General features: G+C 66.6%; 17 protein-coding genes and 1 pseudogene. 7 read left to right on the top strand and 11 right to left on the bottom strand.

From position 1 onward, the window contains the following. Positions 1 to 14 precede the first annotated feature (14 nt). Together P5W99_RS21800 and P5W99_RS21795 are read left to right on the top strand one after the other, a co-directional pair. Positions 15 to 1,559 (top strand): indolepyruvate oxidoreductase subunit beta family protein, encoded by a 1,545-nt coding sequence (locus P5W99_RS21800; RefSeq protein ID WP_421025481.1) that lies wholly within the window; start codon positions 15 to 17, stop codon positions 1,557 to 1,559. Between the two features lie 31 nt (positions 1,560 to 1,590). Then, positions 1,591 to 2,043 (top strand): acyl-CoA thioesterase, encoded by a 453-nt coding sequence (locus P5W99_RS21795; protein WP_421025480.1) that lies wholly within the window; start codon positions 1,591 to 1,593, stop codon positions 2,041 to 2,043. 19 nt (positions 2,044 to 2,062) lie between these two features. On the opposite strand, the gene P5W99_RS21790 is transcribed toward P5W99_RS21795, so the two are convergent. Continuing rightward, positions 2,063 to 2,512: a MarR family winged helix-turn-helix transcriptional regulator gene (locus P5W99_RS21790; RefSeq protein ID WP_421025479.1), complete on the bottom strand. Its 450-nt coding sequence runs from the start codon at positions 2,510 to 2,512 to the stop codon at positions 2,063 to 2,065. Between the two features lie 210 nt (positions 2,513 to 2,722). On the opposite strand from P5W99_RS21790, the gene P5W99_RS21785 reads away from it, so the two are divergent. Further along, entirely contained in the window at positions 2,723 to 3,502 is a 780-nt protein-coding gene (locus P5W99_RS21785; RefSeq protein ID WP_434662900.1) for a cyclase family protein, read from the top strand. Between the two features lie 48 nt (positions 3,503 to 3,550). Here P5W99_RS21785 and surE read toward each other — a convergent pair whose 3' ends face one another. After that, entirely contained in the window at positions 3,551 to 4,339 is a 789-nt protein-coding gene (surE, locus tag P5W99_RS21780; RefSeq protein ID WP_421025477.1) for a 5'/3'-nucleotidase SurE, read from the bottom strand. A 244-nt stretch (positions 4,340 to 4,583) separates the two neighbouring features. Here surE and ydiK point away from each other — a divergent pair, with 244 nt between their 5' ends. Next, a complete protein-coding gene (gene ydiK / locus P5W99_RS21775) occupies positions 4,584 to 5,663 on the top strand; it encodes an AI-2E family transporter YdiK (protein WP_421046095.1) in 1,080 nt (359 codons plus the stop codon). Here the strand turns inward: ydiK and P5W99_RS21770 are convergent. The 3 genes and pseudogenes from P5W99_RS21770 to P5W99_RS21760 all read right to left on the bottom strand — a co-directional run bounded on the left by P5W99_RS21770 (position 5,660) and on the right by P5W99_RS21760 (position 9,062). After that, positions 5,660 to 6,829, bottom strand: a pseudogene (locus tag P5W99_RS21770) (DUF2827 domain-containing protein). The gene ydiK and the pseudogene P5W99_RS21770 overlap by 4 nt on opposite strands. 8 nt (positions 6,830 to 6,837) lie before the next feature. Continuing rightward, positions 6,838 to 7,998: a DUF2827 domain-containing protein gene (locus P5W99_RS21765; RefSeq protein WP_421027005.1), complete on the bottom strand. Its 1,161-nt coding sequence runs from the start codon at positions 7,996 to 7,998 to the stop codon at positions 6,838 to 6,840. Between the two features lie 26 nt (positions 7,999 to 8,024). Continuing rightward, complete coding sequence (locus P5W99_RS21760; RefSeq protein WP_421025475.1) at positions 8,025 to 9,062, bottom strand: DUF2827 family protein; 1,038 nt, start codon at positions 9,060 to 9,062, stop codon at positions 8,025 to 8,027. A 57-nt stretch (positions 9,063 to 9,119) separates the two neighbouring features. Between P5W99_RS21760 and P5W99_RS21755 the strand changes: the two genes are divergently transcribed. The 3 genes from P5W99_RS21755 (at position 9,120) to P5W99_RS21745 (ending at position 12,385) form a co-directional block, all read left to right on the top strand. Further along, positions 9,120 to 9,464: a hypothetical protein gene (locus P5W99_RS21755; protein WP_421025474.1), complete on the top strand. Its 345-nt coding sequence runs from the start codon at positions 9,120 to 9,122 to the stop codon at positions 9,462 to 9,464. A gap of 3 nt (positions 9,465 to 9,467) precedes the next feature. After that, positions 9,468 to 11,402 carry a YadA family autotransporter adhesin gene (locus P5W99_RS21750; RefSeq protein ID WP_421025473.1) on the top strand — a complete coding sequence of 645 codons (1,935 nt, stop codon included), beginning with the start codon at positions 9,468 to 9,470 and terminating at the stop codon, positions 11,400 to 11,402. A 218-nt stretch (positions 11,403 to 11,620) separates the two neighbouring features. Then, positions 11,621 to 12,385: a ParA family protein gene (locus P5W99_RS21745; RefSeq protein WP_421025472.1), complete on the top strand. Its 765-nt coding sequence runs from the start codon at positions 11,621 to 11,623 to the stop codon at positions 12,383 to 12,385. Positions 12,386 to 12,462: 77 nt separating this feature from the next. On the opposite strand, the gene P5W99_RS21740 is transcribed toward P5W99_RS21745, so the two are convergent. From P5W99_RS21740 to P5W99_RS21715, 6 genes are all read right to left on the bottom strand, one after another. Beyond that, the gene (locus tag P5W99_RS21740; RefSeq protein WP_421025471.1) at positions 12,463 to 14,100 is read right to left on the bottom strand and encodes an AMP-binding protein; all 1,638 of its coding nucleotides are present in this window, start codon (positions 14,098 to 14,100) and stop codon (positions 12,463 to 12,465) included. Between the two features lie 102 nt (positions 14,101 to 14,202). Continuing rightward, positions 14,203 to 14,619, bottom strand: a complete 417-nt coding sequence (locus P5W99_RS21735) for a RidA family protein (RefSeq protein WP_421025470.1) — start codon at positions 14,617 to 14,619, stop codon at positions 14,203 to 14,205. After that, positions 14,616 to 15,803, bottom strand: coding sequence for an acyl-CoA dehydrogenase family protein (locus tag P5W99_RS21730; RefSeq protein WP_421025469.1), 1,188 nt, complete (start codon positions 15,801 to 15,803; stop codon positions 14,616 to 14,618). Before P5W99_RS21730 ends, P5W99_RS21735 begins: the two co-directional genes overlap by 4 nt. Before the next feature lie 4 nt (positions 15,804 to 15,807). Further along, entirely contained in the window at positions 15,808 to 16,665 is an 858-nt protein-coding gene (locus P5W99_RS21725) for an enoyl-CoA hydratase family protein (protein WP_421025468.1), read from the bottom strand. Between the two features lie 28 nt (positions 16,666 to 16,693). Continuing rightward, positions 16,694 to 17,254 carry a MarR family winged helix-turn-helix transcriptional regulator gene (locus P5W99_RS21720; RefSeq protein WP_421025467.1) on the bottom strand — a complete coding sequence of 187 codons (561 nt, stop codon included), beginning with the start codon at positions 17,252 to 17,254 and terminating at the stop codon, positions 16,694 to 16,696. Further along, a complete protein-coding gene (locus P5W99_RS21715) occupies positions 17,251 to 18,030 on the bottom strand; it encodes an SDR family NAD(P)-dependent oxidoreductase (protein WP_434662893.1) in 780 nt (259 codons plus the stop codon). The genes P5W99_RS21720 and P5W99_RS21715 overlap by 4 nt, the downstream gene beginning before the upstream one ends. Position 18,031 lies beyond the last annotated feature (1 nt).

Below are 18,031 nucleotides of genomic sequence, written 5' to 3'. Positions count from 1 at the left end.
CGCGAGGAGAGATCATGACTCAAGCACAACCGATCAAGATCGCGATTCTCGCCATGGGCGGCGAGGGCGGCGGCGTGCTGGCCGACTGGATCGTCGACCTGGGCGAGCACAACGGCTACTACGCGCAGACCACCTCGGTGCCGGGCGTCGCGCAGCGCACGGGGGCGACCATTTATTACGTCGAGCTGTTCGCGCGCGACGAGACCGAAGCGCGCGCGCCCATTCTCGCCCTGATGCCGCTGCCCGGCGACGTCGACGTGGTGCTCGCTTCGGAGTTGATGGAAGCAGGCCGCGCGGTGCAACGCGGGCTCGTGACGCCGGAGCGCACGACGCTCGTGGCCTCGACGCACCGCGTGTATTCGATCGCCGAGAAAACCGCCATGGGCGATGGCCGCGTGGACGACCGCGCGCTGATCGCTCACGCGGGCCAGGCCGCGAAGCGCTTCGTGCGCTTCGACATGGCGCAGGCGGCCGAAGCGAGCGGCAGCGTGATCAGCGCGGTGCTGTTCGGCGCGCTCGCGGGCACCGGCGTGCTGCCGTTCAGCCGCCGCCAGTTCGAGGAAACCATCGAGCGCGGCGGCGTGGGCGTGAAGCCCAGCCTGCGTGCTTTCGATCTGGGCCATGCACGCGCGGGCATGGACGAAGCGCAGGACGAGTCACGGGACAACGCACAGGACACAGCGCAAGCCGCCACGCAGGAAGGCGCGCAGCCGAATGCGCAGCAACCCGCGCCGGCGCCGCGCGACCCGGCAGTGGCCCGCTTGCTCGAGCGTGTGCGCACGGAGTTGCCAGCCGAGGTCCAGCCGTTCGCCATCGAGGGCGTGCGCAGGCTGATCGATTATCAGGATCCCGATTATGCGGCGCTGTATCTCGACCGGCTCGCGAAACTGCGCGGCAAGGTGGCCGATGCGCCGGTCAACTTGCTGCGCGAGACGGCGCGCTATCTTGCGCTATGGATGTCGTACGAGGATACGATCCGCGTGGCCGACCTCAAGACGCGCGCCTCGCGTTTCGAGCGCGTGCGCGGCGAGGTGCGCGCGCAGCCGGACCAGCTGCTCGCGATCAACGAGTTCATGCATCCGCGCATCGAGGAAATCTGCGAGACCCTGCCCGCTGGAATCGGCCGCTGGCTCGCGAGGCCTCACGCCGTTCATCGGCTCGTCGAGCGACACACGAAAGCGGGACGCGTGATCAAGACCAGCTCGCTGCGCGGCTATCTGATGCTCCACGCGGTCGCGCGCCTGCGCGGCATGCGCCGCCGCACGCTGCGCTACGAACTGGAGACCGCGCGCATCGAGGCGTGGCTGCAGCAGATTGCGCAGTCCGCGCAGCACAATCCGGCGTTGGCCGTCGAGGTCGCGCAATGCCAGCGTCTCGTGAAGGGCTACAGCGACACCCATGCCCGCGGGCTCGCGAACTACCAGACGCTGATGGGGGCGGTCGTGCAAGCGGGGGCGCGGCTCGCGCCCGCGACCTTGCGCGAGCTTCGCGACGCGGCACTCGCCGACGAGCACGGCCACAAGCTGCGTGCCGCGCTTGCGCGGCATGCGCTGGCATAATCGCGGCGTTATCCGGGAAACCTTGATTGCGATGAAAACCAGTGCGCCTACCTTCAGACAGCGGCACAAGATTCACTTTTCCGAATGCGATCCGGCCGGCATCGTGTTTTACCCACAGTACTTCGTGCTGTTCAACGACCTCATCGAGTCGTGGATCGACACGCTGCTGCCCGAGGGCTATCACGGTGTGATCGGTGCGCGGCGCGTGGGCCTGCCCACGGTGCGTCTGGAAGTCGATTTCAAGGCGGTCAGCAAGATGGGCGACGAGGTGTGGCTCTCACTCGACGTCGAGCGCATCGGGCATGCGTCGCTCACGCTGGCGTGGGCATGCACGGGTACCGACGGCGTCGTGCGCATGAGCGCCCGGCAGACCATCGTGACGACCTCGCTCGACACGCACAAGGCCATGCCGATTCCCGACGATTTGCGCGACGCGATTGGACGCGCGGCGCCGGCAGCCGAGGTGCGGGCGCGCGAACACTGAGCAGGGCGTGGCCAGGCGCTCAGGCAGGCGGGCGATGCAGATCGATCAGCAGGCGCAGCGTGGCCTTCAGTTCCTCAGCCTTTTGCGCGCCGAGCGGCGCGAGCACCTGATCTTCGTGCCGCCTCGCCTGCACGATCAGTTCGGAAACTAGCTTCTGCCCTTGCGGCGTGATGCGCACGAACGTGACGCGCCGGTCCGTCTCGCTGGGGATGCGCTTGACATAGCCTTGCGCCTCCATGCGGTCGAGCAGCCGCGTCACGGTCGGCTGTTTCGTCACGGAAATCTGCGCCAGGCGGCCGATGCTCATGGCTTTCCCATCGGAAAGCGTGGACAGCACGCGCCAGTCAGATACCTCGAAGCCGGCCGCCTGCACGATCACATGGAATTCGCCGGAGATCAGCTGGCTGACCTGGGCGAGCAGCGCCGGCGTGTAACTGTCGACAAAGCTGTTGGGAGAAGACGGGCTCATACGGGAAATTGACGGGCTGCGGAGTGTGGACGACCTCCGCCGGAACGCAAACATACCACGACCCTCGCACCCGCCTCCCTGTTTCCGAAAGGGGAAAAGGGGTTAACCATGATTTTGGATTGATTTAGGCCTAAAGATAATTTTGGCGTGTGTGGCCGGGTGTGGTGAAAGCCGGGCACGTCGGCAGTCCAACGAGCAGAGGAGCCCAACATGACGAGCAGTCTGGAGCAACTGACCACTGACCTGGCGAGCGGCCGTGTGCGCGTGGTCGATCTCACGCAAACGCTTTCGCCCGATTTCCCGGCCTTGCAACTACCGCCGCAATTCGGCCAGGTGTGGGCGTTCAAGATGGAGAAGATCAGCCAGTACGACGAGCGCGGCCCTGGCTGGTACTGGAACAATTTTTCGTGCGGCGAGCATACCGGCACGCACTTCGATGCGCCGGTGCACTGGATTTCCGGCAAGGACCACGCACAAAACGCCGTGGACACCATCGACGTGAAAAATTTCATTGCGCCGGCCGTGGTGCTGGACGCGAGCGCCGAAGTCGCAGCAAATCCAGACTGGCTGCTCACGGTGGACTTTCTGCAGTCCTGGGAGGCGCGCCACGGCCGCATTCCCGCGGGCGCATGGGTCCTGCTGCGCTCGGACTGGTCGAAGCGCACGGATCCGGCCGAGTTCCTGAACCTGCGCGAAGACGGCGCGCACACGCCGGGGCCGACTCAGGAGGCGGTCGAGTGGCTCATTCACGAGCGCAAGGTGCATGGCTTCGGCGTCGAGACCATCAATACCGACGCGGGGCAGGCCTATGCCTGGCCCGTGCCGTATCCGTGCCACACGCTCATGCACGGCTCGAACCGCTATGGCCTGCAATGCCTGCGCAATCTCGACCAGCTGCCGCCCACGGGCGCGGTGATCGTCTCGGCGCCGCTGAAGATCCAGGCCGGCTCGGGCAGCCCCTTGCGCGTGCTCGCGCTGGTGCAGGACTGAGCTGAATCGCCGCCGCCGCAACGGCCCGGCGGCTTCTTGCCTGGTGGTTCAGCGGCCCGCGCCCAGCGCCTCGCTGAGCACCGCGAAGGTGCGCTCGTCGGTGCGATCGAAATTGAGCGGCGTGACCGAAATGCGCCCCGAGATGACCACGGCCGTTTCCGAATCCGGCCCGTTCTCGCGCGGGCCGCGCGTGAAGCGCAGCCAGTGATATTCAATGCCGCGCGGATCGATTTGCGGAACCACGTCGATGCCCTGCACGAGCCCCACGCCCTGGCGCGTGACAGTGAGCGGTCCGGCCGCGCTCGCATCCACGTCGGGGAAATTCACGTTCAGACATACCGGCGCCTCGTGCGAAATCGCCGCGAGGCGCCGGATCACGTCCGGCGCGAGCGCGCGGGCCGTGTCCCAGCGCACATGCTCGCGGTCGCGGAAGGTCTGGCTCAGCGCGATCGAGGGCAGGCCAAGCAGCAAGCCCGTCATGGCTGCGCCCACCGTGCCCGAAAACATCGTCTCCACGCCGAGATTGGCGCCGCGGTTGATGCCCGAGAGCACGAGCGTGGGCCTCACGTCGCCCATCAGGTGGCGCACCGCCATCACCACGCAGTCGCCGGGCGTGCCGAGCACGCCGAAGCGGCGCTCGCCGCGCCGGCTCACCCGCAGCGGCGAATGCAGGCTGATCGAATGGGACGTGCCGCTCTGGTCGTGCTCGGGCGCGACCACCCACACTTCGTGCGCGAGTTCGGCGGCGACGGCTTCGAGCACTGCGAGGCCGGGCGCGTCGATGCCGTCGTCGTTGGTGAGGAGCACGCAGGGCAGTTTCGGGTCGGATGAGGACATGGCAGGTCTCGTTGGAAGTGGACGGCTATTATCGGCCACCAGGGGGCACTATCGTGCACCCTCGGTCACCACCGGGCCCCATCGGCAGTCAGGACGATTGCGCGCTATTTCGCGCCGGATCATGGTCCATCCGGGATAGACTAGCGGCTCGGCGGCGCCGTGCTCCGGGCCGCCGCTCAAGTTCGAGTTCGTCGATTCAATCGTCAATGTAGTGAATGCGGCCTGCCTGCCGCGAGGAGAGCCCGTGAAGTCGCAAGACCTGCCAGATATTGCTCGCGTCCTGTTTGTCGTCGCGATTCTCTGTGCGTTGACGGTCGGCTCCCTGTACGTCATGCGCCCGTTCATTCCGGGGCTGATCTGGGCGACCATGATCGTCGTTGCAACGTGGCCCGCGATGCTCGCCGTCCAGCGGCGTCTCGGCAATCGGCGCGGGCTTGCCACGCTCGTCATGCTGCTGATCCTGCTGGTCGTGATCGTCCTGCCGCTCTACCAGGCGATCTCCACGCTCGCCGAGCACGGCGCCGAGATCATGGATCTGATCCGCAAGCTGCCCACGTACGCCTTGCCGCCGCCGCCTGGCTGGATTCACGACGTGCCCATGATCGGCCCACGGGCGGCGAGCGAATGGCAGTCGCTCTCCGACGCGGGCCCCGGTGGCCTGCTCGCGCGGCTCGAGCCCTACGTCACCATCGCGGCACACTGGCTCATCGGGCACGCCGCTTCGGTGGGCGTGTTCGTGATCCACATGTTCATCACCGTGATCATCACCGGCGTGCTGTACATGCAAGGCGAGCAGGCCGCCGCCTTCATCCTGCGCTTCGCGGAGCGCGTGGGCCCGCGCTATGGCGCGGAGGCGGTGCGTCTCGCGGGCGCGGCGATCCGCGCGGTGGCGCTCGGCATCGTCGTGACGGCGGTGCTCCAGTCGGCGCTCGGCGGCATCGGGCTCGCGGTGGCGGGCGTCCCGGGCGCGGGCGTGCTCGTCGCCTTGATGCTGATGCTTTGCCTCGCGCAGATCGGCCCGGGCCTGCCGCTGTTCGGCAGTGCGATCTGGCTGTTCGTTCACGACGCGCACCTCGCGGCGATCTTGCTCGGAGTCTGGTCCATTTTCGTCGTCATGCTCGACAACTTCGTGCGTCCGGTGCTGATCCGGCGCGGCGTGAACCTCTCGATGCTGCTGATCCTCTCCGGCGTGCTCGGCGGCATGGTTGCGTTCGGCATCGTGGGCCTGTTCATCGGCCCGGCGATCCTCGCAGTGTCGTCCGCGCTGCTGACTGCGTGGATGAACAAGGCGCCGACCACCCAGCCTGAAGCTCCGCAAGCCTAGCGCAGCGGCCGCGCCATCAACTCATCGAGCAATGCCTGATACGTTTTCACGACCCGCTCGTTGAACGGCAAGAAGCGCGCGATCTCCCGGCGCTGCTGCATGCGCCAGCCGGCGGTGTTGCGCCCGCGCGCGTCGATGGCCCGGATGAGCTGCCGTGCGCCATGATGGGCATCGTTGGCCTCGTAGTAGTAGCCGAGCTCGCGGCACAGCGTGGCGTTGTGCACCAGCGGGTAGCCCTGCCAGCACACTTCCAGATAGAAGTAGTTCAGCGGATTTTCCAGCTGGTGGGAGACCACCACGTCGGTGTTCTGCGCGAGGAAGGTCGGCATGTCGTGGCGGCCGAGAAACAGCGCCTTATGCTCGCGCACGATTTCGAGCTGGTTCATCAGCGCGATGAAATCGCGGTTCTCCTGCACGAGCTTCAGCGCATTGGTCACCTGCAGCAGCTCGATGGCATCGGGGCGCGCGCGATAGGCCAGATCCGCAATCAGCGCGGGGTAGAGGCAGAACTTCACGACGTTGATGTTGGGCTCCATCACCGTGAGCCGGGCCGGCGCGCGGCCTTCGTCGCGTGGCGCGTACACGCCGCCGCCAGGCCGCGCGCGGGTGCGCTCCTCGAGGAACGCCGGGCTCCAGACGAATGGCACGACGCGCCCCGTCGTGCGGCGCAGGACTTCGAGGTAGGACTGGCTGTTGCCGGCCACCTGCGGAATGATCCAGATGTCGTCGTAGCGCTAGTTGACGAACAGATTGCCGTTCCACATGGGCTTGTTGAAGAGCATCCCCTCGGTGGCGTGGATGTACTCGAAGCCGCAGCAGTAGGAGATCAGCCGCACGCCGCGCGACTTCAGCCACGCGGTGCGTTCGCCGTCCAGCTGGCCGCCCAGTTCGATCATGAGGTCCAGTTCGTCCTTCGCCTCGTCGAACGCGCGCGTGGGCCAGCGATCGAGACTCCACGGCAGTTCGCGCGTCACCGGCACGGCGGTGGTGTTCACGAGCGTGACGCTCGCGACGCCGGGGCAGTGCCGCAGCGTGTCGGCGAGAAACACTGCGTTCTGCTTGATGCCGTTGTTCCAGGGCGTTTCGTTGGGCTGATGCAGCCCGATCGTGACGCCGATTCTGAGGTCTTTGGCTCGGTTCTTGCCGTTTTGCGTGGCGGTGCTCATGCTGCTCCCTATTCGAACAGCGCGGCAATGGCGGCGCCGTAGGCATGGACGTTGGCGGCGTACTCGGGGTGCAGCGTCGCGAGGAACGCTTGCGCATCGCGCCTGTACGAATCCAGGTTGTTGTCGTGCGTGGCGAGTGCGTGCAACAAGGCTTGCCCGCCTTCCTCGCAGTCGAAGTCGTGATAGCGATAGCCGCAGTTGCCGATCAGATGCGAGTTGTGCACGAGCGGATAGCCGCCGTGCAATGCTTCGTAGTACAGGTAATTCTGCGGGTTCTCCCATTGATGCGTGGCGACCACATCCACGTCCCGCGCCATGACCTGATAGAACGGATAGCGCCCTTCGAACGACGCCAGCCCGTGGCGCACGATATCGAGACTATTGGCGAAGCTGCGAAAGCCTGCATGCTCCCTGGACTTGAAGATGTTGTAGACCCACACGTGTTCGAGCGCATCGGGATTCGCGCGGTGCGCGCTCTCGCAGCACAGCATCGGAATCTGGCTGGTCTTGACCATGCAGATGTTCGGCTCGAAGATGCCCGCGCGCCAGCGGCGGCGGCCCGGCTCGTAGCCGAAATGCTGGCCTTCGGGCAGCGCGGCGGCGGCCTTCTCGAGCACGAGCGGGGTCCACAGATGAGGCATGATGCGCACCGATGCGCGCATGGCGCTGCGATAGTACGGCATGCAAGTGGTTTCGTACTCGGCCAGCGTCCAGATCTCGTCGTAAGGCGCGCCGCTGATGAGCAGCGCGTGCGGCAGGTTGAAAATCATGCGCTCGATGTCGATCACATAGTCGTTGCCCACGCGCATCGAGACGACCTTGCCGCCGCGCTCGCGGAAGTTGGCAATCCACGCGCGGTCGAGCTGCGCGCTCATTTCGACCATCAGGTCGAGCCGCGTGGCCGATTCGGCCATGTCGATGAGCGGCGCAGGCGCGTCCTTGACGAAGCGGCGCGCATCTTCGAGGTCGCCGTCGCCGCCGCCGATCACGAGATAAACCTCGGCCACCGATGGAACCTTGCGCAGGAGCATCACGAGAAAGAGGCAGTTCTGGAAGATGCCGTTTTCCCACAGCGACTGCTCGCCCTTGCGCACGAAGAGCGATACGCCAACCTTGAGGCCGTGCGGCGTCGATGCAGCCCGGCGGCATTGCGAGGATGCGGGCTGCATGTTTTGCTGCCTGGTGTCAGGCGTGTTCATACGGACCTCCGGATCGGGGCGTGCTCGACGAGCGCTTGCAGGCGCTGCGCATAGCCACGCAGATTTGCTTCGTTATACGGATCAACTGCGTCGAACACGGTGCGCGTGCGGGCGCGGTACGCGGTAAGCCCGGCGTCGTGCGTGCGCGCGGCGGCGATCAGCTGGTGGCCGCCTTCGTGAGCGTCGAAGCCCGGGTAGTAATAGCCCGCGCCGAAGCCGGCAAGCCATGGCGAGTTGTGAATGAGCGGGTAATCGCCGTACAGCACGTCGAGATAGCTGTAGTTCTGGTCGTTGTCCCATTGATGCACGACCACGGCGTCGGTGTGCTGGCTCATGAAGCCCGCGATATCGTCGCGGCCATGAAAGGTGGCGCGATGCTCGCGCACGAGATCGAGCGAGTTGGCCAGATGCAGCATCGTCAGATGATCTTTCATGTGCAGCGTGTTGAGCGCGTGCAGCGCGGCGATGCTCGCGCGGTCGGCGCGGTACGCCTCATCGCAGGCCAGCATCGGGATGCTCGAGCACTTCACTACCGAGATATTCGGCTCGAAGATCGCCACGCGCAGCGCGCCGCCGGCAGCTTCGCGAGCGCTGCGGCTGCGCTCTGTTCCATAGCCGTATTCCAGGCCGTGCTGGGCCAGTTCGGCGATGCGCGCCTGCAGGAAACCCGCGTGCCACACATAGGGCACCACGTGGACGGGGCAGCGGTGCAGCGTGCGCATCATCGGCACGTGCAGGCGGTCCTTGGGGACTACCCAGATTTCGTCGCAGCGGTCCGGGCGCGAGGTGTGCACGGGCTTGTTGAACACGACCGGCTCTACGAGCCCCACGTACGGTTGCCCGCAGCAGTAATAGACCACCTTGCGGCCACGCGCGCCCATCAGGTCGAGCCACGCGTTATCGAGCGCGCCGGCCATTTCGATGACCACGTCGACGGCGTCCGTCGCTTCGCGCTGGGTGAGGATGGAGAGGCCCGGCGCGATGGCGTCGACCGGTTGCGGCAGGCGCTGTTCGCTGCCGACGTCGATGAGCACGACCGACTCCGCGAGCGGGAGCCGCTGGAAAGCTTGTGCAATGAGCTGGCGACCGGCATGAACTCGTTCGCCACTGGCTGCGGCTCGCAGGCGACCGGCATCGGCTCGAACGCGAATGGCTGGGGCGCGGTTGCCTCGGGTACGGGCGCATCGTCCCTCGGCATCAACGCGACCGCATCGGGCCAGGGCTCGTTTGCGTTTGGCACGTACGCGACCGCGAGCGCCACGGACACGGTCGCCATTGGCACGCTCGCGAATGCGAGCGGAAGGGCCGCGCTCGCGTTGGGTGGACAGTCCACGGCAGCGGGCCAGTCGGCCGTTGCGCTCGGCTATCTCGCGGTGGCGCAAGGCAACTATGGCATCGCCCAGGGCGACAGCTCGGTGGCGGGCGCGACGGGGTAGAACGTGGCGATCGGCTCGGCCGCCACCAACGCGAACAGCACGACCGCCGCCGGCGGCGCCGTGGCCATCGGCCGTGCGCAGAGCGCGACCGGCGACGGCGCGGTCGCGCTCGGCAGCGCCAACAAGGCGCTGGGCAACGGCGCGGTCGCGCTCGGTCTCACGACGACCGCCAACGGCACCGGCGCGCTTGCGCTCGGCAGCACCACGACGGCCAGCGCAACGAACGCCGTGGCGATCGGCCCGAACGCGAACGCTACCTATGCGGACAGCGTGGCGATTGGCGCCAACAGCACGACCGGCGCCGCCGCTCCGACGGGCACCGGCTACGCCACCGGCACGGCGGCACCCGTGGCCGAGGTCTCGGTCGGCAACGCGGGCGAGCTGCGTCGCGTCACCAACGTCGCGGACGGCTCGGCACCGCAAGATGCCGTAACGGTTGCCCAATTGAGCACGAGCGATTCGAGCCTCTCGACGAGCGTCAGCTCGCTCTCGACCGGTCTCTCGACGACCGGTAGCAACCTCGCGAGCCTGTCCACGTCGGCCTCGGCGGGGCTGAGCTCGCTCTCGACAGTCACCTCCACGGGTCTGTCTTCGCTGTCGACCGGTCTCTCGACCACGGATAGCAACCTCACGAGCCTGTCCATTTCGTCCTCGACGGGCTTGAGCTCGCTCTCGACGGGTCTGTCGACCACCAACAGCAACGTCGCGAGCCTCTCGAGCGGCGTCGACTCGCTGTCCACGGGTCTGTGGACGACCAACAGCAGCCTCGTGAGCCTGTCGACGGCAACCGCAAACGCCACCGGCAACACCGACTCGCTGTCGACGGCACTGGCCGATCTGGCCACCTCGTCCTCGACCAGCATCAGTTCGCTGTCGACCAGCATCGATACGCTGTCGACTTCGGCTTCGACGGGTCTCAGCTCGCTCTCGACCGTGACCTCCACTGGTCTGTCCTCGCTCTCCACTGGTCTCTCGACCACCGATAGCAACCTGGCCAGCCTGTCCTCGTCGACCTCGACGAGCATCGACTCCCTGTCGACCTCGTCGAGCGTGGCCTCGCTGTCGACCGGCCTCTCGACGGTCAGCTCGCAGGTGAACTCGCTGTCCACCACGGTTGCGCCGGTGGTCCAGATGATCGACGCTGCGAATGCCGCGGGCAACGCCTTCATGGGCACGCTGGCCGGCGGCATGAACAACGACGGCACGGTGCAAACGCGTGGCGCGACGGGCGGTGCGATTCAGAACGTCAGCGCGCAGAACTGCTCGTCGGTGAACGGTGTGGACGCAACGGGTTCGGGTCTGTGCGTGACCGCCAACGGCGAAGGCGCAACGGCTTACGGCTCGAGCGCCAACGCCACAGGCGACAACTCGACGGCCATGGGCCACCGCGCCACGACGGCGAACGCGAACACCGTGGCAGTCGGCTCGGGTTCGATCGCCGCGGGTCATAACGGCACGGCGGTGGGCGTGAACTCGCGCGCCTCGGGTGCCGGTTCGGTGGCGGTAGGCTATGGCGCCTCGGCGCCGGGCGCCAACTCGGTGGCCATCGGCCAGGGCTCGGTCGCCGATCAGGACAACACCGTCTCGTTCGGCGCGGCCGGCACGGAGCGCCGCCTCACCAACATCGCGGCGGGCGTGGCCCCGACCGATGCCGCAACGGTCTCGCAGCTCGGCAGCGTGCAGAGCAACGTGAACAACGTGGCGCGCACGGCCTACGCCGGCACGGCACTCGCGATGGCCATGAGCGGCACGTATCTGCCGTCGCTCAACGCCGGCGAGAAGACGGTGGGCGTGGGCTTCGGTTCATACCAGGGCTACAGCGCGGTTGCGGTGAACTTCAAGGGCTTGTCGGGCAACGGCCGCTGGGGTTACGGCGCCGGTGTCTCGACAACGGGTCATGACGTCGGCGTGAACGCGGGGGTGGGCTGGAAGTGGTAAGCCAGCACTAGCAGGGGAGTAAAACCAAAACTAAAAGCAGCAGTGCAGTGAACGACGGGCGGCCGGCAACGGTCGCCCGTTTTTTTACGACTGCATCGCGCAGCCGCAAGCGCTTCCATCCGGCCGTCCAATCCTGACCTTATTATTCGTATGCGGCAGTGCAGCAACGATCGGGTATGCTGTCGGCTCTATTAAAAATTTCCATTCGAGAGACGAGCATGCGGCGTGTCGTATTCAATCAGAAAGGCGGCGTAGGGAAGTCGACGATCGTTTGCAATCTTGCAGCAATTAGCGCCAGCGAAGGGCTGAGAACGCTGGTCATCGATCTGGATGCGCAGGCGAATTCAACCCAGTACCTGCTGGGCGCGCAAGCCGGCGAGGTGCGTTCCACGGTGGCGAGCTTCTTTGAGACCGCGTTGACGTTCAGCTTCAAACCCGTGGACGTGACGTCGTTCATTCATCCGACACCGTTTGAGAACCTCGACATCATGCCCGGTCATGCCGACCTGGATACGCTGCACGGCAAGCTGGAATCCCGCTACAAGATCTACAAGCTGCGCGACGCGCTCAACGAGCTCGACATGTACGACGCGGTGTATATCGACACGCCGCCGGCATTGAACTTCTACACTCGCGCCGCGCTGATCGCCGTCGAGCGTTGCCTGATTCCGTTCGACTGCGACGACTTCTCCCGGCGCGCGCTTTACACGCTGCTCGAAAACGTGAAGGAGATCCAGCAGGATCACAACGCCGCGCTGGAGGTGGAGGGCATCGTCATCAACCAGTTTCAGCCGCGCGCAAGCCTGCCTCAAAAGCTGGTCGACGAACTGATCGGCGAGGGCTTGCCGGTGCTGGCTTCGCGGCTGTCTTCGTCGGTGAAGATTCGCGAATCGCATCAGCAGGCGACTCCCGTTGTCCACCTCGATCCGGGACACAAGCTCTCGCGTGAATATCGGGCCTTGCATCAGGAGCTGACGCAGTAGCTGCGCCGTCCGGCGTCCGGCGTCCGGCGGACCCGGGGAGTGGAGCCCGCCGGACCCGTCGCCGCGTTTCGGCGCGCTCACATCGTTTTCAACGCCGAGCGCTTGAGCTTGCCGGTTTCGGTTCTCGGCAGCGCGTCGAGGAACGCGATCAGGCGCGGGTACTTGTAGGCCGCCACCGCGTTCTTCACGAAGGCTTGCAGCTCGGCCACCATGGCCTCATTGCCCTCGAAGCCGGGGCGCAGCACCACGAACGCCTTCACCACCTGGCCGCGCAATTCGTCGGGCACGCCCGTCACGCCGCATTCCACCACGGCGGGGTGCTGCATCAGCACGGTCTCGATCTCGGGGCCCGCGATGTTGTAGCCCGACGAGACGATCATGTCATCGGCGCGCGCCTGGTAGAACACGTAGCCGTCGGCGTCGATGGTGACCGCGTCGCCAGGCAGATTCCAGCCGTCGCGCACGAACTTCTTCTGCCGCTCGTCGGCCAGATAGCGGCAGCCCGTCGGCCCGCGCACCGCGAGATTGCCGGTGACGCCGGGCGGCACCGGCAGCATGTCGTCGTCGAGCGCCTGCACCTCATAGCCTGGTACCGCGCGCCCGATCGAGCCGGGCCGCACCTCGCCGCCCGCCGAGGAAATGAAAATGTGGATCATCTCGGTGCCGCCAATGCCGTCGATCATTTCGATGCCGGTTGCCTCGCGCCACAAGTCCCGCGTCGCCTGCGGCAGCGCCTCGCCCGCGGATACGGTCTTGCGCAGGCTTGAAATGTCGTAGTCCTTCACGAGCGGCGCCATCTGCCGGTAGAAGGTGGGCGCGGTGAATACGATGGTCGCGCGAAAGCGCTCGATGGTTTGCAGCAGCAGCGCGGGCGTGAGCTTTTCGATCAGCACGGTCGAGGCGCCCACGCGCAGCGGGAAGCAGAGCAGGCCGCCCAGCCCGAATGTGAACGCGAGCGGCGGCGTGCCGCAAAACACGTCGTCTGCGGTGGGCTTGAGCACGTGGCGCGGGAACAGGTCGCACATGGCGATCACATCGCGGTGGAACTGCATGCAGCCCTTCGGCGTGCCCGTGGTGCCGCTCGTGAACGCGATCAGGCAGACGTCGTCGCTGGCCGTGTCGCATGCGGTGAACGCGGCGGGCTTGCTGGCCGCGAGACTTTCGAGGCTGCCGGGCGCATCGTCGTGGAAGTAGCGCACCTGGGCGAGGTTCGCGCAGAAGAATTCGTCGTCGGCCTGGGTGCAGCGCGCGAGCTCGTCGGCGAGGCGCACGTCGCACAGCGCCGCGTTCACGCTCGCCTTGTCGATGATCTGCCTGAGCTCCTTCGCGCGCAGCAGTGGCATGGTGGGCACCACCACGAGCCCGGCCTTCAACGACGCCAGCAGCGCAACGGCCATCTGCAGCGTATTGGGGCCGCGCAGCAGCACGCGGTTGCCGGGCTTCAGGCCCATGTCGTCCACCAGCACGTGAGCACTGCGGTCCACCAGTTCGCGCAATTGCGCATAGGTGGTCGCTTGCGGCTTGCCGTCGACCTCGGACCAGACGGCCGGGCGCGCCCCATGCCCGGCCTCGATGGCGCGGTCCAGCAACTCGGCCGCACAGTTCAGACGCGCGGGATAGGCGACGTCGGGATTGTCGAGAAGCAACGCGGGCCACTGCGATTCGGGCGGCAGGTTATCGCGTGCAAAGGTGTCGACGTGAGCGGTCGGTTGCATGGTGTCTCCGGCTTGGCTGCGAACAGCCTTGTAGGGTGTTCTGTTGCGTGGCTCTTGTTGGTCCGATTATGGGGTCGCTTATGGGGTCGATTATGGGCTCGCTTATTGGCTGGATAAGCGGGCATCGTCGGGAATCACGGCCGTGGCCTCGATTTCCACTTTCGCCTCGTCCTCCATGAGCGCGACCACCTGGATGGCGCTCATGGCGATGTCGTAGTCGCCGATCAGCTCGCGAAACGCCGCGCCGATCTCCTTGAGCGATGCCAGGTACTCCTTTTTGTCGGTGACGTACCAGGTCATGCGCACCAGATGCTCGGGCTTGCCGCCCGCTGCGTCGAGCACGGCCACGATGTTGCGCAGCGCCTGCACGGCCTGCGCGCCGAACTCGCTGCTCGTGAAGCGCGCGTTCTCGTCCCAGCCGATCTGGCCGGCGATATAGACCTGGGTGCCCACGGCGGCGACGCCGTTGGCATAACCGCGCGGCTTGACCCAGCCTGCGGGAAGAAGTGCTTTTTTCATGAGTGTTCCGTTTGGTAGGCCTTGAGCAGATCACGTCCGACGATCAGTTGCTGAACCTCGGTCGCGCCTTCGTAAATGCGCAGCGAACGAATCTCGCGGTAGAGCGATTCGACGATGTTGCCGCTTTGCACGCCCATGCCGCCCCAGAGCTGCACGGCGGCATCGATCACCTGTTGCGCGCCTTCGCTCGCATGCCACTTCGCCATGGCCGCTTCGCGCGTGACGCTCACGCCCTGGTCGCGTAGCCACGCGGCGCGATAGACGAGCAGGGCGCTGCTGTCGATGGTGAGCGCCATCTGCGCGAGCTTCGCCTGGGTGAGCTGAAAATCGCCGAGCGTCTGGCCGAACATCTGGCGCGACGCGGCGCGCGCGAGACCTTCGTCCATCGCGCGGCGCGCAAAGCCGAGCGACGCGGCGGCCACCGAGGTGCGGAAGATGTCGAGCGTGCGCATGGCGATCTTGAAGCCTTCGCCCGGCGCACCCAGCATCTGGCTCTTGTTCACGCGCGCGCCGGCGAAGCGCAGACGGGCGAGCGGATGCGGCGCGATCACGTCGATGCGCTCGGCAATCTCGAGCCCCGGCGTGTCGGCATCCACGACGAACGCGCTGATGCCGCGCGCGCCCGGCGCTTCGCCGGTGCGCGCGAACACCACGTAGAAGTCGGCGATGCCGCCGTTCGAGATCCACGTCTTCTCGCCGTCGAGCACGTAGTCCTGGCCGTCGGCGCGCGCGGCCAGCGCCATCGCGGCCACGTCGGAGCCCGCGTTCGGCTCGGAGAGAGCGAACGCGGCGATGGCTTCGCCGCTCGCGACGCGCGGCAGATAGCGCGACTTCTGCGCATCGCTGCCCGCGAGCGAGATCGCGCCCGAGCCGAGGCCCTGCATCGCCAGGGCGAAATCGGCGAGGCCCGAATGCTTCGCGAGTGTTTCGCGCAGCAGGCACACGGCGCGCGTGTCGATGGTGTCGCCATGGCCGCCCCAGGCGGTGCCGCCCACGCCGTAGCGCAGCCAGCCCGCCGCGCCCAGCTTGCGCACGAGTGTGCGGCAGGTATCGTCGACATTGTCGTGCGGCACATGCGCGAGATGCAGGCGTGACCACTCCTCGACGCCTTTTGCAAGCGCGCGGTGATGGTCTTCGAAGAACGGCCACGCGAGCGCGCCATGCAGGGTGTTGTCAGCGTTCACTGGCTCAATCTCCCTTGAAAACCGGACGCGTCTTCGCCGCGAAAGCGTCATACGCGCGGCCGAAGTCGCGCGTCGCCATGCAGATCGCCTGCGCCTGCGCTTCCGATTCGATCGCCTCGTCGATGCTCATGGTCCATTCCTGATGCAGCATCGTCTTGGTGATGCCGTGCGCGAAGGTCGGGCCCGCCGCGAGATCGGCCGCAAGCTTTTGCGCCTCCGCGAGCAGCACTTCCGGCTCGCACAGCCGGTTATAGAACCCCCAGGCGTGGCCTTCCTCGCCGCTCGCGGAGCGGCCCGTATAGAGCAACTCGGCCGCGCGGCCCTGGCCGATGATGCGCGGCAGGATTGCGCACGCGCCCATATCGCAGCCCGCGAGGCCCACGCGCGTGAACAGGAACGCAAGCTTGCTGCGCGCGGTGGCATAGCGCATGTCGGAGGCCATCGCGAGAATCGCGCCCGCGCCCGCGCACACGCCGTCCACGGCGGCGATGATCGGCTGCGGGCAATGGCGCATCGCCTTCACGAGGTCGCCGGTCATGCGCGTGAACATCAGCAGCTCGGGCATCGGCAAGTCGATGAGCGGCGCGATGATGTCGTGCACATCGCCGCCCGAGCAGAAGTTCTCGCCCGCGCCGTGCACCACGACGCTCTTCACATCGGTGGCGTAGGCGAGTTGGCGGAACAGGTCGCGCAACTCCGCATACGATTCGAACGTGAGCGGATTCTTGCGCTCGGGGCGGTTCAGCGTGATGGTCGCCACGCGGCCCTCGACCGACCAGCCGAAGTGCTTCGCCTCGTAGCCGGCCAGCGTCGTGCGGTTGCCCGCGAAGAGCGCATCCGCGCTGGAGCGTTCTGTCGTCAAGGTATGTCTCCTTTAGCTTGGAGCGCGCTCAGCCTTCGAGGCTGTCGCGCAGATGTTGCTTGAGCTTGCCGAGGCGCTCGTGCATCTTCGACTTCTCGTCGAGCGAGAGGCCGCCGAACATTTCCACCACCCACTGCTCGTGCGCGGCGGCCATGCGGTCGAACGCGGCGCGGCCCTCGGGCGTGAGGCGTACGGCAATCGAGCGGCGGTCCTCGGGGTCGGCGTCGCGCGTGACGAGGCCTTCCTTTTCCAGCTGATCGGTGATGCCGGTGACGTTGCCGCCCGTGACCATCAGGCGGCGCGAGAGCTCGGTCATCCGGAGTCCTTCGGGATGGCGTTCTAGCTGCGCCATCAAGTCGAAGCGCGGCAGCGTGGTGTCGAATTCGGTGCGCAGGCGGCGGCGCAGCTCGGCTTGCACGAGGTTGGTCGTGGTGAGCAGGCGCAGCCACAGGCGCAGGCCCATGTGGCTGTCGGCGCCGGTGCTCATCTCCATGTCGACGACGTTCTCCGCGAGCTTTTCGACGCCCTTGCGCGTCGTCTTCGCGGCAGGCGCCTTGCGCGGCTTCTGTTTCGGCACAGGCGAGGTCATGTGATTTCTCCACCGGAAACGGATATCGATTGCCCGGTGATCGCGGACGACCCGGGCGCGCACAGCCACAGCACCGCGTTGGCGACTTCTTCCGGCTGGACGAAGCGCTGCTGCGGGTTGTGACGCACGAGGATGCTACGCGCCTCGGCCTCGCTGCGCGAGGTCTTGCGCGTGATCTGGTCGAGCGAGGCCTGCAGCAGTTCCGTTTCCGTATAGCCGGGGCATACCGCGTTCACCGTCACGCCCTGCGTGGCGACTTCGAGCGCAAGCGCGCGCGTCATGCCGATCACGCCGTGCTTCGACGCGCAATACGCGGCCACATACGGATAGCCGACCTGGCCCGCCGTGCTCGCCACGTTGACGATGCGGCCGCTCTTGCGCGCGAGCATCGCCGGAATCACGGCACGCGTGCAGAGGAATACGCCCGTGAGGTTCACGTCGAGCATGCGCTGCCAGAGATCGAGCCCGGTCTGGGCGAACGGCGAGGCAGTGGCCTGGCCCGCGTTGTTCACGAGGATGTCGATCGCGCCGAGGCCATCGGCAGCGCTCGCGAACGCATCGTGTACGGCGCGTTCGTCGGTCACGTCGACGCTCACGCAGGCGATGCGCTCGCCGGCTCCCAACGCCTCGCGCTGCGCTTGGAGCTTCACCGCGTCGCGGCCCATCAGCGTGACGCGCGCGCCCGCATGCAGCAGCGCGGCGGCCGTCGCCGCGCCGATGCCGCTGCCTCCGCCGGTCACCACGGCGTGCTGTCCTTTCAGCGTATCGTCGCTCATG

The sequence above is a fragment of the Paraburkholderia sp. A3BS-1L genome (genome assembly GCF_051125215.1).
In the GTDB taxonomy this organism is placed as follows: domain Bacteria; phylum Pseudomonadota; class Gammaproteobacteria; order Burkholderiales; family Burkholderiaceae; genus Paraburkholderia.
The sequence above is the reverse complement of the archived record's forward strand: the minus strand, read 5'-3'. Positions and strand labels throughout refer to the sequence as shown.

What these genes read in the sequence shown, in the direction of transcription:
- P5W99_RS21800 (WP_421025481.1), top strand. Translation starts at nt 15, where the DNA reads ATGACTCAAGCACAACCGATCAAGATCGCGATTCTCGCCATGGGCGGC.
- P5W99_RS21795 (WP_421025480.1), top strand. Translation starts at nt 1,591, where the DNA reads ATGAAAACCAGTGCGCCTACCTTCAGACAGCGGCACAAGATTCACTTT.
- P5W99_RS21790 (WP_421025479.1), bottom strand. Translation starts at nt 2,512, where the DNA reads ATGAGCCCGTCTTCTCCCAACAGCTTTGTCGACAGTTACACGCCGGCG.
- P5W99_RS21785 (WP_434662900.1), top strand. Translation starts at nt 2,723, where the DNA reads ATGACGAGCAGTCTGGAGCAACTGACCACTGACCTGGCGAGCGGCCGT.
- surE (WP_421025477.1), bottom strand. Translation starts at nt 4,339, where the DNA reads ATGTCCTCATCCGACCCGAAACTGCCCTGCGTGCTCCTCACCAACGAC.
- P5W99_RS21765 (WP_421027005.1), bottom strand. Translation starts at nt 7,998, where the DNA reads ATGCAGCCCGCATCCTCGCAATGCCGCCGGGCTGCATCGACGCCGCAC.
- P5W99_RS21755 (WP_421025474.1), top strand. Translation starts at nt 9,120, where the DNA reads ATGAACTCGTTCGCCACTGGCTGCGGCTCGCAGGCGACCGGCATCGGC.
- P5W99_RS21745 (WP_421025472.1), top strand. Translation starts at nt 11,621, where the DNA reads ATGCGGCGTGTCGTATTCAATCAGAAAGGCGGCGTAGGGAAGTCGACG.
- P5W99_RS21740 (WP_421025471.1), bottom strand. Translation starts at nt 14,100, where the DNA reads ATGCAACCGACCGCTCACGTCGACACCTTTGCACGCGATAACCTGCCG.
- P5W99_RS21735 (WP_421025470.1), bottom strand. Translation starts at nt 14,619, where the DNA reads ATGAAAAAAGCACTTCTTCCCGCAGGCTGGGTCAAGCCGCGCGGTTAT.
- P5W99_RS21720 (WP_421025467.1), bottom strand. Translation starts at nt 17,254, where the DNA reads ATGACCTCGCCTGTGCCGAAACAGAAGCCGCGCAAGGCGCCTGCCGCG.
- P5W99_RS21715 (WP_434662893.1), bottom strand. Translation starts at nt 18,030, where the DNA reads ATGAGCGACGATACGCTGAAAGGACAGCACGCCGTGGTGACCGGCGGA.